This is a genomic window from Listeria fleischmannii subsp. fleischmannii LU2006-1, assembly GCF_000344175.1.
In the GTDB taxonomy this organism is placed as follows: domain Bacteria; phylum Bacillota; class Bacilli; order Lactobacillales; family Listeriaceae; genus Listeria; species Listeria fleischmannii.
On sequence record NZ_ALWW01000004.1, the window covers coordinates 1 to 15708 of the forward strand.

Annotated in this window: 11 protein-coding genes and 5 pseudogenes; 14 read left to right on the forward strand and 2 right to left on the reverse strand. The window is 38.1% G+C overall.

The genetic code is table 11. From position 1 onward, the window contains the following. Both LFLEISCH_RS02070 and LFLEISCH_RS02075 read left to right on the forward strand, forming a co-directional pair. Positions 1–558, forward strand: a pseudogene (locus LFLEISCH_RS02070) (DNA gyrase C-terminal beta-propeller domain-containing protein); the annotation flags it as partial. A 21-nt stretch (positions 559–579) separates the two neighbouring features. Continuing rightward, a complete protein-coding gene (locus tag LFLEISCH_RS02075; RefSeq protein WP_007472577.1) occupies positions 580–1044 on the forward strand; it encodes an S-ribosylhomocysteine lyase in 465 nt (154 codons plus the stop codon). 28 nt (positions 1045–1072) lie between these two features. Here LFLEISCH_RS02075 and LFLEISCH_RS02080 read toward each other — a convergent pair. After that, a pseudogene (locus tag LFLEISCH_RS02080) lies at positions 1073–2918 on the reverse strand (acyltransferase family protein). A 385-nt stretch (positions 2919–3303) separates the two neighbouring features. Here LFLEISCH_RS02080 and LFLEISCH_RS02085 point away from each other — a divergent pair. The 7 genes and pseudogenes from LFLEISCH_RS02085 (at position 3304) to glnA (ending at position 10853) form a co-directional block, all read left to right on the forward strand. Next, positions 3304–4980, forward strand: a complete 1677-nt coding sequence (locus tag LFLEISCH_RS02085; RefSeq protein ID WP_007472579.1) for a glycerol-3-phosphate dehydrogenase/oxidase — start codon at positions 3304–3306, stop codon at positions 4978–4980. 112 nt (positions 4981–5092) lie between these two features. Beyond that, positions 5093–6016, forward strand: coding sequence for a tRNA (adenosine(37)-N6)-dimethylallyltransferase MiaA (miaA, locus tag LFLEISCH_RS02090; RefSeq protein WP_007472580.1), 924 nt, complete (start codon positions 5093–5095; stop codon positions 6014–6016). 99 nt (positions 6017–6115) lie between these two features. Beyond that, entirely contained in the window at positions 6116–6346 is a 231-nt protein-coding gene (gene hfq, locus LFLEISCH_RS02095) for an RNA chaperone Hfq (protein WP_007472581.1), read from the forward strand. 78 nt (positions 6347–6424) lie between these two features. Further along, complete coding sequence (gene hflX / locus LFLEISCH_RS02100; RefSeq protein WP_007472582.1) at positions 6425–7642, forward strand: GTPase HflX; 1218 nt, start codon at positions 6425–6427, stop codon at positions 7640–7642. Beyond that, positions 7639–8886: a methionine gamma-lyase family protein gene (locus LFLEISCH_RS02105; protein WP_007472583.1), complete on the forward strand. Its 1248-nt coding sequence runs from the start codon at positions 7639–7641 to the stop codon at positions 8884–8886. The genes hflX and LFLEISCH_RS02105 overlap by 4 nt, the downstream gene beginning before the upstream one ends. A gap of 195 nt (positions 8887–9081) precedes the next feature. Then, a pseudogene (locus tag LFLEISCH_RS02110) lies at positions 9082–9449 on the forward strand (MerR family transcriptional regulator). A gap of 68 nt (positions 9450–9517) precedes the next feature. After that, a pseudogene (glnA, locus tag LFLEISCH_RS02115) lies at positions 9518–10853 on the forward strand (type I glutamate--ammonia ligase). Between the two features lie 278 nt (positions 10854–11131). Here glnA and lexA read toward each other — a convergent pair. Further along, positions 11132–11746, reverse strand: coding sequence for a transcriptional repressor LexA (gene lexA, locus LFLEISCH_RS02120; RefSeq protein WP_007472584.1), 615 nt, complete (start codon positions 11744–11746; stop codon positions 11132–11134). A gap of 150 nt (positions 11747–11896) precedes the next feature. Here lexA and yneA point away from each other — a divergent pair, with 150 nt between their 5' ends. From yneA to LFLEISCH_RS02145, 5 genes and pseudogenes are all read left to right on the forward strand, one after another. Further along, on the forward strand, positions 11897–12226 hold the full coding sequence (gene yneA, locus LFLEISCH_RS02125) for a cell division suppressor protein YneA (protein ID WP_007472587.1): 330 nt from the start codon (positions 11897–11899) through the stop codon (positions 12224–12226). 78 nt (positions 12227–12304) lie between these two features. Next, a pseudogene (locus LFLEISCH_RS02130) lies at positions 12305–12531 on the forward strand (DUF896 domain-containing protein). 129 nt (positions 12532–12660) lie between these two features. After that, a complete protein-coding gene (gene tkt, locus LFLEISCH_RS02135) occupies positions 12661–14658 on the forward strand; it encodes a transketolase (RefSeq protein ID WP_007472590.1) in 1998 nt (665 codons plus the stop codon). A gap of 123 nt (positions 14659–14781) precedes the next feature. Continuing rightward, entirely contained in the window at positions 14782–15027 is a 246-nt protein-coding gene (locus LFLEISCH_RS02140) for a YneF family protein (protein WP_007472591.1), read from the forward strand. 103 nt (positions 15028–15130) lie between these two features. Further along, on the forward strand, positions 15131–15562 hold the full coding sequence (locus LFLEISCH_RS02145; protein ID WP_007472592.1) for a hypothetical protein: 432 nt from the start codon (positions 15131–15133) through the stop codon (positions 15560–15562). Positions 15563–15708 lie beyond the last annotated feature (146 nt).

Here is a 15708-nt window from a genome sequence, read left to right on the forward strand (position 1 = left end):
GGCGATTAAACTTAAAGGTGAAGATGAACTGCTAAGCGTTTCACTTATCGACAATCTAGAAGATGTCTTTTTAGCGACAAAAARTTGGGTTAGTTGGTTKGTCGTTAATCAATGKTAAGTGAAGTCCCTGATTCCGGGGCGCGTACCGCAGGCGTTAAAGCGATTAATTTAAAAGCAAATGATGCAGTCATCGGTGGTTTTGTGATTTCGCCTGATGAAACTCGAAATATGGTTTTAATCACACAACGAGGCTCACTAAAACAAATGAAGCTTTCGGAATTTGAACCTATATCGCGTGCCAAACGAGGCTTGCTAATGTTGCGCGAACTAAAAACGAATCCACATCGCTTCGTATCCATTTCGCTCATTGGAAAAACAGATAAATTGATAATCGAAACGAACAAAGAACAACTTATCGAACTAGATGCCGAAAATCTTCATTTAACAGATCGTTATTCAAATGGGTCGTTTGTTCTCGATGAAACACTAGAAGGAGAACCAATCGATATGTGGACCGTTATCCCGGAAATTACAGATAGCGAACCGCCAGAATCTTGATAAATAAAAGGAGCTGATCGAATGTCTGATAAAATGAACGTGGAGAGCTTCAACCTAGATCATACAAAAGTAAAAGCCCCATACGTAAGACTCGCTGGGACGAAAACGGGGTTTCACGGTGATGAAATTTATAAGTATGATGTTCGTTTTAAACAACCTAATCAAGCGCACATGGAAATGCCCGCCCTGCATTCATTAGAACATTTAATGGCGGAACTAGCACGCAACCATACCGATAAAATTGTCGATATTAGCCCAATGGGGTGCCAAACGGGCTTTTATGTGTCACTTATCAATCATGATGACTTCACGGATGTCTTGCGGATTTTAGAAGCAACACTAAACGACGTTTTAGATGCGACTGAAGTTCCGGCTTGTAATGAAGTACAATGTGGCTTCGCTGCGAGCCATAGTTTAGAAGGGGCGAAACAGTTAGCCCGAGAATTTTTAAACGAAAAAGAAACTTGGCCAAATGTATTTGCATAAAAAAAGAGGTTCCGATTTCGGAACCTCTTTATTTTTTCATAGCATCAAGCGCTAAATTAACATAAGCTTGCGAGCCGGTTTTTGTAAGATGCACACCATCAGGCGCGAAATAACTACTGTGATTTACGGCGACTGAATACCAATCAATAACCGTCACATTGGAGCGATTAGATACATTTTTGATAGCCTGATTTACTTCCGATTCCCAGCCCCGCGGAACACGAGTATTGACAAGGTAAACATCGGCCTGGTCAAAGCGATCCAAAAGCTGATTTAGTTGCTTCTCGGTAAATGGCCCATTTGTGCCAAGTTCAATTAAAATGGCGCTACCTTTTGAATTGAATTTTTTATAACTATACGACACATCAATCGCATCAACGAGCTGCCTTCCGATTTTACCATCAATCGTGACATTTGGAATCGCCTCTTTTAAGAAAGGTTCAATATCAATCATAATGGAATCGCCTAACGCTAGTGTTTGCGTATAGGTGTATGTTTTCTTAGCTGGTTTTGGTGTGATAGCTTTTTGTTCTGTATTTTTTTCCTTCAGTTTTAGGCTGTTTAGCGGGTTGCTTTTCTTCTTTTTTGCTTTCCGTTTTTTCACTATTTGTAGACGTTTTGACTTCTGTTACGGTGTGTTCGGCTTTTGTTTTAATTGGAAGAATGCCAGACATGCCAGTTGCAAAAATTCCGACGGATAAAACGAGTGCTGAAATAGCCGCCCAAAGTCCGATAGGTTTATTTTTTATTACAGCATAATTTCTATGCCTAAATCCTTTAACATACGCGATAAATCCTTTTTTTCGAATTGGTGTTTCAACAAAGCGGAAAGAAAGCTCGGCAATAACAAATGTAGCCGCAACTTGAAGGGCAGCACGTAGCAGGCTAGGCTGTCCGATTTCAGTAACCGGTGTGGTTAAAGTGATAATCGGGTAATGCCACAAATAAATCCCATAAGATCTCGTTCCAATCCACCGTAGAGGTCTAAAGCTAAAGAGGCGACTTAAGTAACACGAAGGGTGTGCAATTGTGGCAATCATGAGAACCCCTAAAATAGCCACTAAAAATAGTCCGCCGCGATATAAAAAGGGTTGGTACTCATTCATGGTGTACACGAGTATGCAGAATAAAACCACGCTTATAGTTCCCGTAATATTTAAAGCTAGTTTACTTTGTTGCGGTATTTTTGGACTTAATCGATTAAATGGCCATAAAAACGCTAGGGCGCAACCGATTAATAAATCAAATAAACGTGTATCGGTTCCGTAATAAACGCGACTTGGATCAGCCCCTGGCGTATAAAGTACAGCCATTAAAATTGCGGATAAAAGTGCGATGATGATTATAATACGTAGTAACCATTTCGGATTTTTTATCCAACGTAAGAAGCCGTATAAAAATAGCGGCCATACTAAGTAAAATTGTTCTTCAATCGCAAGCGACCACAAGTTTTTAAGTGGTGAAGGTAGGCCAAACGAGTCAAAATAAGACACGTTATGAAAGATAAACCACCAATTACTCATATAAAAAAAGGAAGCGATGGCATCACCACGTAATGTTGTTAGTAATTCACGATTAAAAAGAACGGCAAAAATCACAACAGTAATAATCATTAAGTAAGCGGCAGGAATCAAACGCCTAAAACGCCTTAACCAAAAATCTTTTAAGTGTATCGTATTTTCATTTTCATATTGTGTAAGTAAAATATTCGTAATTAAATATCCAGATAGTACAAAAAATATATCAACGCCGATAAAACCGCCTTGTGCCCATGAAAAGTTTAAATGATAGGCAATAACAGCTAGGACAGCAAGTGCACGAAGTCCATCAATACTCGGAACATATTTTCTACTGTATCGAGCTGTTCTCTTCAAAATAACATCTCCTATTATTTGTGTAATTTCTTTGTTTGTCTCTTGAAGTCAAGTACAATAATACCACACAAATATATCACTGTAACGCAGAAAACAGCGTCTTTAACTAATTTTAATAAATTTGAGTCATTTGGAATAGTAAAAAAGAATGGCGTTCGGTTCACCTTAACAAACTAAATGTTTGCATTTGTGAAATGGTTCGGTATAATAAAGTTAAGTTAATACGAGATTATTGTCTATTTGAGATGAGAGAGACTACAAACGGCGAGCGCAATCGCTTTGTTTGTAGTCTCTTTTTTTATCAAAATGTTTAGAAACTGCTTGAAGTGGAAAAAGCCGAGTAGTTAACAGGATAATAGTCTAAATTTGAGGGGGCATATACAAAATGGTACAGTTATTTTCAGCATTTGACAGAGAAACAATTGAAAGAAAAGCACAAGATGAAACGTTTGACCTTGTCATCATTGGCGGTGGGATAACAGGAGCTGGTATAGCTCTAGATGCGGTTAGCCGTGGGATGTCGGTTGCGCTAGTTGAAATGGGAGATTTTGCAAGCGGTACCTCCAGCCGATCAACTAAACTTGTACATGGTGGATTGCGGTATTTACAGCAATTTGAAGTAAAGGAAGTAGCCGAACTAGGTAAGGAGCGTGCGATTGTATATGAAAATGGACCACATGTGACAACGCCTGAATGGATGATGTTACCTTTCCATAAAGGTGGTAATATGGGGAAAACAACAGCCTCAATGGGTATTCGTTTATATGATTATCTTGCTGGTGTTAAAAAAGATGAACGTCGTCAAATTCTTTCTGTGAAAGAGACACTTGCGAAAAATCCATTTGTTAAAAAAGAAGGTTTAAAAGGTTCAGGCTATTATGTTGAGTACCGGACAGATGATGCCCGTTTAACCATTGAGGTGATGAAAAAAGCAGTTGAACTTGGAGCGCTTGCGATTAATTATACGCGTGCAGAGGAACTTATTTATGATGATAAAAAACAAGTTCGTGGTGTAACCGTTACGGATCGTTTGTCAGGACGTGTATATGACATTCGCGGTCACCGAGTTATTAATGCAGCGGGACCTTGGGTAGATCGCGTGCGCAAACTTGACTATTCACACAATAATAAACATCTACGTTTAACCAAAGGGGTGCATCTTGTTATTGATAAAAGCAAGTTTCCAATGGAGCAAGCTGTTTATTTCGATACTCCTGACGGACGAATGGTTTTTGCGATTCCACGGGATAAAAAAGTGTATGTCGGTACAACAGATACCTTTTATGATGAATTTCCTATTCACCCAAAAGCGCTTGAGTCAGACCATACTTATGTGATTAAAGCCATCAATTATATGTTTCCGGATGTGCAGATTACTGAAAAAGATATTGAATCAAGTTGGGCAGGGGTTAGACCGCTTATTTATGAAGAGGGAAAAGATCCTTCTGAAATTTCTCGAAAAGATGAAGTATGGTTTTCTGAAAGTGGCCTCATTACTATGGCTGGTGGTAAACTAACGGGTTATCGTAAAATGGCAGAAAAACTTTTAGATGAGGTAACGAAACAATTAAGTAGTGAAACAGGTAAAACCTATTCTTCCGTACAAACGAAACACTTACCAATTTCTGGCGGGGACATTGGTGGTTCAAAAAACTTAGATACGTTTATTGATAAAAAGGCAAGAGAAGGTAACAATCGTTTTGGATGGTCACTTCCAGTCGCAAAAGAACTAGCGAAACGATTTGGTACGAATATCGATAAATTATTCACATATGCTCAGGCCCATAAGGAAAAAGAAAACACCACACTACCTAATAGTTTATATGCTGAATTACATTATTCTATCTACCATGAATCGGTTGTTCATCCTGTCGATTTCTTATTAAGAAGAACAAGTTACTTACTTTTTGATATGCCGTATTTGCTTGAATGGAAAGACGCTGTGTTAGATGAAATGCAAAATCTGTTTTCTTGGGATGAAGCGACTCAAGCCAAATTGAAGAGAGAACTTGAAGCTGAAATTCAAGATGCAAGAGAACCTGCGGACTGGCACGATAGATAAAAAAATGAAGACTGGTGATAAAATGCCTATCATCAGTTTTTATTTTGCAAAAAAAGGTTTGCTTCTTGCTCTTTTCATGGTACATTAGTATTAGTTGCAAGGAGGGCTTTATTTGGCTAAAATTCCTGTCATTGTCCTTGTTGGCCCAACAGCAGTGGGAAAGACTGCGCTAAGTGTCCAACTTGCCAAGAAATGGAAGGGCGAAATCGTTAGTGGGGACTCTGTTCAAGTTTATAAAAACCTTGATATTGGAACAGCTAAAATTACGGAAGACGAAAAAGAAAATATTCCACATCATTTACTTGATATTGCATCTCCAAATGAAAATTATACAGCATCACGGTTTAAAGAAGATACTCTTCAAGCAATTGAAGATATTTTCATGAGGGGAAAACAGCCTTTTGTTGTTGGGGGAACAGGTTTGTATGTTCAGTCTGTTTTTTATGACTACAAATTTGGTGAATCAGGTGAAGATGTTGTTTTTCGTAATGAAATGAACCAGCTGGATCCGGAAATTTTATTTGAGCGTTTAAAAAAGCTTGATCCAAAAAGCGCAGAGACTATTCATCCGAATAATAAACGACGAGTGATTCGCGCTCTTGAAGTCATGCATGTGACAAAAAGACCATTTAGCTCCATGCAAACTCATCAGACGCTAAACGAACGTTTTAAACCACTTTTTATTGGTCTAGATTTACCTAGAGAGGTTTTATACGAGCGGATTAATTTGCGAGTTGATAATATGATTGGTGAAGGGCTTCTAGATGAAGCAAAATGGCTTTACGAACAACATTTAGGTGACAATTCGGCTACACGGGCCATTGGCTATAAAGAATTATTTCAATACTTCGATGGTCAAATTTCATTAGAAAAGGCTATCGAATTAATTAAAAAGAACTCACGGCACTTTGCAAAACGCCAATTAACGTGGTTTAGAAATCGTATGTCTGTCAACTGGTTTAATTTAGCAGAGGAAGACAGTGTTTCGCAAATAGACGAGACAATAAAGCGTTTTTTAGACAAAGAAACGGTTTGATGGTGCGGAATATAGGGTAATGATGTTTAGAATAGTTTATGAACTGTTTTAGATGAACCTCTTTAAAGGGGAGTTCTTAGAAAGATAGGAGAGGTATACATGACTAAAGGTGGACAAGCTTTACAAGATCAATATTTAAACCAATTAAGAAAAGAAAAGATTTTAGCAACCGTGTTCTTAACAAATGGTTTCCAATTACGTGGAAGAGTAGTTAGCTTTGATAATTTTACAGTTCTTCTTGATGTAGAAGGAAAACAACAATTAGTATTTAAACATGCGATTTCGACATTCTCACCACAAAAAAATGTGGCGCTAAATTCGGAGGATTAATCGCATTTCAATTGCGTAAAAGGCAGGTGAAAACTCCTGTCTTTTTTGCTGTAGACATAAAGAAGAGGTGCGGGCAAAATGGAAAAGGAACAAGTGATTGTAGTCGGTGTTTTATTAAAAGATGCGGATGAGGTGGCATTTCATTATTCAATGGAAGAATTAGGTCGGCTTGTGGATACTGCGAACGGGGAAGTTATTAGCCAGATGGTGCAAAAAATGGAACGCGTTCGAAAGGAAAGTTATATCGGCCGAGGCAAGCTAGAGGAGCTTAAAAACCTTGTACTTGAGACAGAAGCAGATACGGTCATCTTTAATAGTGAATTAACACCATCGCAAATTCGAAATATTGAAGCGGAGATTGATGCGAAAATTATTGACCGCACCAGCCTGATTTTAGATATTTTTGCGATGCGTGCAAAATCGCGAGAAGGTAAATTACAAGTAGCCTATGCTCAGTATGAATATTTATTACCTCGCCTTTCAGGACAAGGGAGCTCTCTTTCAAAGCTCGGTGGAGGTATTGGGACGAGAGGGCCGGGGGAAACGAAGCTTGAGATGGATCGTCGTTTGTTGAGGCTTAAAATGCATCAAATTAAAGAAGAGTTGGCACAAGTTGAGAAGCATCGTGAACGTATTCGCGAAAAGCGCAAACAAAACGGGGTTTTTCGCTTTGGATTGATCGGCTATACAAACGCAGGGAAATCAACTATTTTTAATCAACTAACTAAAGCTGAAACGTTAGAAGAAGACCAACTTTTTGCAACTCTTGATCCGACAACGCGAAAAATGAAGCTTGTGAATGGCTTTGAAGTGCTTCTTACCGATACGGTTGGTTTTATTCAAGATTTACCGACTTCGCTTGTTGCAGCTTTTAAATCCACCCTTGAAGAGAGTGCGGATATGGATATGCTTTTGCATGTTGTAGATAGCTCGAATGCGGATTATATGAAGCATATTAAAACAGTAAAAGATATTTTACAGGCTCTTCAAATAAGTGATATTCCAGTTTTAACATTGTATAATAAAAAAGATAAACAACATCCGACTTTTATCGCAACCGAAGCAAATGACATGGAAACTTCAGCGTTACAGGTGAATTTTCAAGATGAAATGCGTGAGCGGTTGTTAGAGGAAGTTAAAAAAATATGGATTCCTTACTTTTTAACTGTGAAAGCAAGTGAAGGGACTAAAATAGCTTTTTTGAAACGAGCGACTTATATTTCAAAAATGGATTTTGATGAAATAAATGAAACCTATCAAATTCGGGGCTATTTTTCTGGAAAGGAAAGACTATGAACGAAAAAGTGAAAAAGTTAAAACAGCAAGCAGAAGAACGGATTATTAAATTAAATCAGGAAACAGATGAAATCGCGGAAAAAAATCAAGCGAAAGTATTAGAAGCGTTCCGCAAAAATAAAGTGAGCGATTTTCATTTTAACCCTTCCACAGGCTACGGCTATGATGATGAAGGAAGAGATACGCTGGAAGCTGTTTATGCGGATGTCTTTCATAGTGAAAAAGCGATTGTACGACCACAGCTTATTTCAGGAACGCATGCGATTGGTACGGCTCTTTTTGGTGTTTTACGTCCATCAGATAAACTTTTATATATTACAGGAAAGCCTTACGACACGCTTGAAGAGATTGTAGGCGTTCGGGGAAGCGGCAATGGCTCATTGAAAGATTTTCATATCGATTATGAAGCCGTTCCTTTGAAAGAAAATCAAGTTGATTTTGAAAGCGTGGCTGAAAAAATAACGGCAAATACAAAAATGATTGGGATTCAGCGTTCAAAAGGTTACGCAAATCGGGATTCCTTTACGATTAATCAAATTAAAGAAATGATTCAATTTGTTAAAAATAAGAAACCGGATATCATTGTTTTTGTCGATAACTGTTATGGTGAATTTGTTGAAATTGAAGAACCGACAGATGTTGGCGCAGATTTAATGGCAGGCTCGCTCATAAAAAACCCGGGCGGGGGTCTTGCTAAAATCGGGGGATATATCGCCGGGAAAAAAACACTTGTGGAAAAATGTGGTTATCGCTTAACGACGCCTGGAATAGGGCTTGAAGCGGGGGCTTCACTTTATAGTTTGCTTGATATGTATCAAGGTTTCTTTTTAGCTCCACATGTTGTTTCTCAGGCTGTTAAAGGTGCTAGATTTACAGCGGCCATGCTATCATTATGCGGTATCGAAACTAGTCCTTCTTGGGATGCAAAACGAACTGATTTAATTCAAAGTGTCTCTTTTCATGATTCTAAAAAAATGACCTTGTTTGCGCAAGCTATTCAAGCAGCTTCACCAATTAATGCTCACGTAAAACCAATTGGGGCCTACATGCCTGGTTATGAAGATGACGTTATCATGGCAGCTGGAACCTTTATTCAAGGTGCTAGTTTGGAACTCACAGCGGATGGCCCGATTCGTCCTCCTTACGAGCTTTATGTGCAGGGCGGCTTAACTTATGAGCACGTGAAAATAGCTGTAACGGAAGCGGTTGGTTCGTTAGTTGAAAATCATGTGTTAGAGTTATAGAACTAACATATTCATTGTAAAAAAAAATAAAGTTTTTTTGACACAGACCATTTCACTGTGTCTTTTTTATGCCTAAAAGCGTTCTGTCTCAATGAGTTTAGATGTATGTTAGATTATCTAACATAGATTTGACAAATGATTTAACGTACATTATAATGCTACTATCATAAAAAAATAAATGAGGGGGAAAACGCCGTGAGTGAGAAAGAAATTCGTCGATCGATGCCTCTTTTTCCAATTGGTCCCGTGATGAAACTGACAGATTTAACCGCAAGGCAGATTCGTTATTACGAAGACCAGGCTTAATCAGTCCAGCTAGAAATCAAGGGAACCACAGGCACTACTCACTTCAGGATATTGACACACTCCTTGAGATTAAAGATTACTTAAATGATGGTTTAAACATCGCAGGCATTAAAAAGATGTATCAAATCCAAGATCAAGAGAAGAAAAATCCACTTACGGATGAAGATGTACGAAAAATTCTTAGAAAAGAAATGCAACAAGCAGGGCGTTTCGTAAAAGGTGATGATTTATCTAAAAATCAATATCCGAAATTGTAGCAAAATTCTAAATCGATATTAACTTTTAAGAAGTTTATATAAATTAAATATTGGGAGGATTACAAATTATGTCAAATTATACTAAAGAAGATATTTTCCGCTTCGCAGATGAACAAAATGTTAAATTTATTCGTTTACAGTTCACAGATATCCTAGGAATCATCAAAAACGTCGAGATTCCTGTTAGCCAATTGACGAAAGCATTGGATAATAAAATGATGTTTGATGGCTCATCCATTGAAGGTTTTGTTCGAATAGAAGAATCGGATATGTACCTTTTCCCCGACTTAGATACTTGGGTAGTATTCCCTTGGACAGCAGAAAAAGGAAAAGTAAGCGCGTATGATTTGTGATATTTATAATCCTGATATGACACCATTTTCAGGTGATCCACGAGCTAATTTAAAACGTGTACTCGCAGAAATGCATGAACTCGGCTTTACGGACTTTAATTTAGGACCAGAACCTGAATTTTTCCTGTTTAAACTGGATGAAAATCGTAAACCGACACTCGAATTAAATGATTCCGGCGGTTATTTTGATTTAGCCCCTACTGATTTAGGCGAAAACTGTCGTCGTGATATTGTACTTGAACTTGAGGAGATGGGCTTTGAAATTGAAGCTTCCCACCATGAAGTGGCCCCAGGACAACATGAAATAGATTTCAAATATGAAGACGCCGTAACGGCGTGCGATAGTATTCAAACGTTCAAATTGGTCGTTAAAACGATTGCTAGAAAACATGGCCTACATGCTACTTTTATGCCTAAACCGCTTTTTGGTGTAAATGGTTCAGGTATGCACTTTAATATGTCGCTGTTTAAAGAGGGTGAAAATGCTTTCTACGATGAAAATGGTGAACTGCAATTGAGTGAAACGGCGTATCAATTCTTGGCGGGGATGTTAAAACATGCTCGTGGTTATACAGCTGTTACTAACCCAACGATTAACTCTTACAAGCGTTTAGTCCCAGGGTATGAAGCTCCTTGTTACATTGCTTGGAGTGGTAAAAATCGTAGTCCGCTAGTTAGGGTTCCTAGCTCTCGCGGGTTAAGTACACGTCTTGAACTTCGTAGTGTTGATCCTTCTGCGAATCCATATCTTGCAATGGCTGTTCTCTTAAAAGCGGGACTTGATGGTGTGAAAAATAAATTAACGCCGCCTACTCCAGTTGACCGTAATATTTATGGTATGGATGAAGAGGAACGTCATGAGGCTGGCATTTATGATTTACCTGAAAGCTTGAATCACGCCCTAATCGAACTATCAAAAGATGATGCAGTTCGCGATGGTCTTGGTGAACATATCTATGAGCATTTTATTGAAGCAAAACAAATTGAATGTGATATGTTCCGTACGGCCGTTCATCCGTGGGAACGTGATCAGTATTTAGAGATTTATTAATCCGAAGAGGCTGCCATGAAAATGGCAGCCTCAGCTTTTTAAAAAAACTCAAAGTTTACGCAAAACAAAACGGCGCACGCCAAAATCAGGCTGTTGACAAATGGTGAGATTCTAGGCAGAGCCGAGTACCGAAGTGGAGCGTACTCGAGTACGTGAACCTCGGAACGGAGGCGCTAACAACGAAGATTGCCGTTTGTCAGCAGTCCAGTCTGAGGCTACCCTGCATACGGTAGCCTCGTTATTTAGGATTAAAAAAAAAACCGCTTCGGCGGTTTTTTTTAACGAATATCACGAAATAGGCCGATAACTTTACCTAAAATAGAAACATTGTTCAAAAGAATTGGTTCCATACTATCATTTTCGGGTTGTAAGCGGAAATGATTTTGTTCTTTAAAGAAACGTTTACATGTTGCTTCATCTTCTTCCGTCATCGCAACAACAATTTCACCATTTAACGCATTGCTTTGTTTCCGTACAATGACTTTATCCCCGTCTAAAATACCTGCATTAATCATACTTTCACCATCAATTTCAAGCATGAATATGTCGGTCTCACCTGCGGCCATACTTTCAGGAAGAGGAAAGTATTCATCAATATTTTCAATAGCAGTGATGGGCATTCCTGCCGTCACTTTCCCAATTAACGGGATATTAACAACGGCTGGTGCTGGTGCTTCATCTTCCATTGCTAAAATTTCAATGGCACGAGGTTTTGTTGGATCTCGTCTGATAAGTCCTTTTGCTTCTAAACGAGCAAGATGACCATGGACTGTGGAACTAGAAGCTAATCCGACAGCTTCGCCGATTTCGCGAACAGAAGGTGGGTATCCTTTGTCTTTGACTTCAGATTTTATAAATTCATATATATCTTGTTGACGTTTTGATAATTTCATGGTTTCACCCCGTTATTAATTAGTTGATACATTTAGTATAGCAAATGTTTTTTTGATATGCAAACAAAGGTTCGTTTTTTTATTGACAAAATCGAACGTTCGTTCTATAATGTAATTAAAGCGAACGTACATTCCGTTGGAGGGGATTTTATGACTTTGAAATTAATTTGGGATAAATATTATATTGCGATTATTTTTGTCGTTGCTTCTGTACTTATGGGCCTTACATTGCTTTTTTATACGAGTGCGACAAATGAAAATAAATACTCAAAAATTGATGTGAATTCTGGAGACTCTTTATGGGTATTAGCAGATGAACATGCCGCAAAAGCAAATATGGATAAAGCGACTTTTATTAAATGGGTAGAAAAAGAGAATCATATTAATGATGGAGCTTTAAAAGCAGGGGATGAAATCGTCATACCCGTGAAAAAAAATCAGATTAACCAAGATTCTTCTATACAATTAGCCAACGAGTAATTTCAGGCTTTTGATCAACTGATTTTCATCCTTTATGTTATAATGATGGTAACTATATTAAGGAATAGGATGAAAAAAATGCTAGAAAAAGAAAAAATCAATCGGATTAATGAACTTTCCCGCAAAAAGAAAGCAGAGGCTTAACTGCGGATGAAAAAATAGAACAAGAAATTTTAAGAAAAGAGTATTTAAAGTCATTTCGTTCACACATGAAAGGAACGATTTTGAATACAACCATTTTAGATCCAAAAGGTAATGACATTACACCTTCGAAAGTAAAGCAAATGCGCAAAAAAAGAAAATAAATGCCTAAAATGAGCATAAATGAACAAACGAACAATAAATTTGATCATTTATGCTTTTTTGGTTGTGTAATTTATCTTTTAGGCATAAAATGGAGGTAGTTGAAATTTAATCAAGAGAGGATGTTTCATTTGTTCGATAAAACAGATCAATTAGCGATTAATACAATTCGTACCCTATCCATGGATGCCATTCAAAAAGCAAATTCTGGTCATCCAGGGTTACCAATGGGTGCTGCACCTATGGCTTATACATTATGGTCCCAAGTTTTAAATGCTAATCCAGCAAATTCTCACTGGTTTAACCGTGATCGATTCGTACTTTCTGCTGGGCATGGTTCAATGCTTTTATATAGCTTGCTTCATTTAAGTGGTTACAAGCTAAGTATAGAGGATTTAAAAAACTTCCGTCAGTGGGAGAGCAAAACGCCTGGACATCCTGAATATCGTTATACAGACGGTGTTGATGCAACAACTGGTCCACTTGGACAAGGAATTGCAATGGCAGTTGGGATGGCAATGGCGGAACGCCACTTAGAGGCACTATATAACCGAGATGATTTTAAAGTTGTCGATCACTATACATATGCCCTATGTGGTGATGGCGATTTAATGGAAGGTGTTTCTGCTGAGGCAGCAAGTCTTGCTGGACATCAACAACTAGGACGTCTTATCTTGCTTTATGATTCTAATGATATTTCTCTAGATGGCGATTTAGATAAGTCATTTTCTGAAAATGTAAAAAATCGTTTTGAAAGTTACGGCTGGGAACATTTACTTGTAAAGGATGGGAATGATACAGCTGAAATTTTAGCGGCGATTGAAAAAGCGAAGCAAAATACATCGCAACCGACTATGATTGAAGTTAAAACAGTTATTGGATTTGGAGCGCCAAATGCAGGAACTAGTAAAGTGCACGGAGCTCCTCTAGGTGCTGATGGTGTGAAGGCTGCAAAAGCTGCATATGGCTGGGAATACGAAGAAGATTTTTATGTGCCTAATGAAGTGTACGAACGTTTTGGAGAAACGATTGCAAAACGGGGAGCGCAAGCTGAAAAAGCTTGGTCAGACATGTTTGTTTCTTATAAAGCAAATTATCCTGAGCTCGCTAAACAGTTAGAAGAAAGTTTAGATGGTAAGTTGCCTTCTGGTTTTGCAGATAAATTGCCTCATTATGAAGTAGGCGATAAAGCTTTAGCAAGTCGTGCGACAAGTGGTGAGGCTATTAATGTACTTGCTGAAACATTACCGCAGTTGTTCGGTGGCTCAGCAGATCTTGCTGGCTCTAATAATACAACCATCAAAACAGATGGCGAATTTACAAAAGATGCGCCAAAAGAACGTAACATCTGGTTTGGTGTGCGGGAATTTGCAATGGGAGCTGCCCTAAACGGGATGGCTTTACATGAAGGTTTGAAGGTTTACGGAGGGACATTCTTCGTATTTTCAGATTATCTACGTGCTTCTATTCGTTTAGCAGCTATTCAACATTTACCTGTCACTTACGTTTTAACCCATGATAGTATTGCAGTTGGAGAAGACGGACCAACACATGAACCAGTTGAGCAACTTGCTTCACTTCGCGCGATGCCTGGGTTATCTGTCCTTCGTCCTGCGGATGGTAATGAAGTGAATGCGGCATGGAAAATTGCTATTGAAGCAACCAATAAACCGCATGCTTTAGTTCTAACACGTCAAGGTTTACCAGTTTTACTAAACAGTAGTAAACTTGCAGAAGATGGGGTTCGTAAAGGAGCTTACGTTCTTTCAAAAGCGAAAAAAGATGTTCCCGATGCTATTTTATTAGCAAGTGGTTCAGAAGTTCATTTAGCTGTTACGGCTCAGCAAAAATTAGCTGATAAAGGAATCGATGTTTCCGTTGTTTCTGTACCTTCATTTGATTTATTTGAAGAGCAAACAGCAGAATATAAAGAAAGCGTCCTTCCAAATGCGGTTCGTAAACGTGTTGCTGTTGAAATGGGAGCAAGCTTTGGTTGGGAAAGATATACAGGTCTTGACGGAAAAGTAATTGGCATTGATAAGTTTGGTGCTTCTGCTCCAGGCGAAACAATTATTGAAAACTATGGTTTTACTGTAGAAAATGTTGTTCAAACTGTAGAAAGTTTATAATTTAAAGAGTGGATATTCTAAATTAGAATATCCGCTTTTTTCTTTTGTAAAAAAGAGTTGTTTGTAAAGCGCAAATCAAGTACAATAAAGAAGGTATATTCGTTCAAGGAGGAGAAAGAAACTATGTGGATTTACATTCTTGTTGGTCTTGTTTGTTTGCTTGCAGGACTAGCTGGTGGCTTCTTTATCGCAAGACGCTACATGATGAGTTATTTAAAAAACAACCCGCCTATCAATGAGCAAATGTTGCAAATGATGATGGCACAAATGGGACAAAAACCGTCTCAAAAGAAAATCAATCAAATGATGAGTGCGATGAATAAACAAACAGAAAAAGAAACAGGGAAAAAGAAAAAAAAAATAACCTGAAACATTTTTTGTTAACGAATTTCATTTTTTGAGAATATAAAGATCGTCCTTTTGATTACATAGTATGAGAAAGGACGTTTTTATATGGAAAGAGGGACCTAACATGAATCAGGAAAAAGCAGCTTTAATTTTGGAGCGCAGTTTAAAAAGGCTTGAGTCAGAAGTGGAGCAAACACTTTCTGGCTATGTAACACCTTTTTTAGGTGAGAACTCGGAGAATAGGCTGAAACTCGGCTATTTAATGTTATTTTCGACGCGTTTTCTGCGTGATGTAAGAAAAAATGGTGTGATACGGTTACTCTTAGATGAGGAGCTAGAAAATGGTCGTAATAAGCGAGTACTTGGACTTTTGGGGCAGCAATTTGTGGCGGAGAATGAGGCGGACGTAAGGAGGTTGGAACTGGTGGAGCAGGACGGGGAGTCTAATTTTATTTCAAAAGATTTAGGGCAGTATTCTTTAGAAGAGCTTCATCAACTGGCACTTGATTTGCAACTTCTGGTTGTGGCTGAAAAGCTTAGTGACAAAAGATTTTGAATTTATCTAAAAAAGTAGTTGTAATTTATTTCCAGATATTGTAAAATGTAAGCGTTGCATAAATTTTATTAAAGGAGGTATGCGAGATGCGTAAATATGTAGAAAAATCATTATTGCTTAAAATTTCATTATTTGTGTTGCTCCGT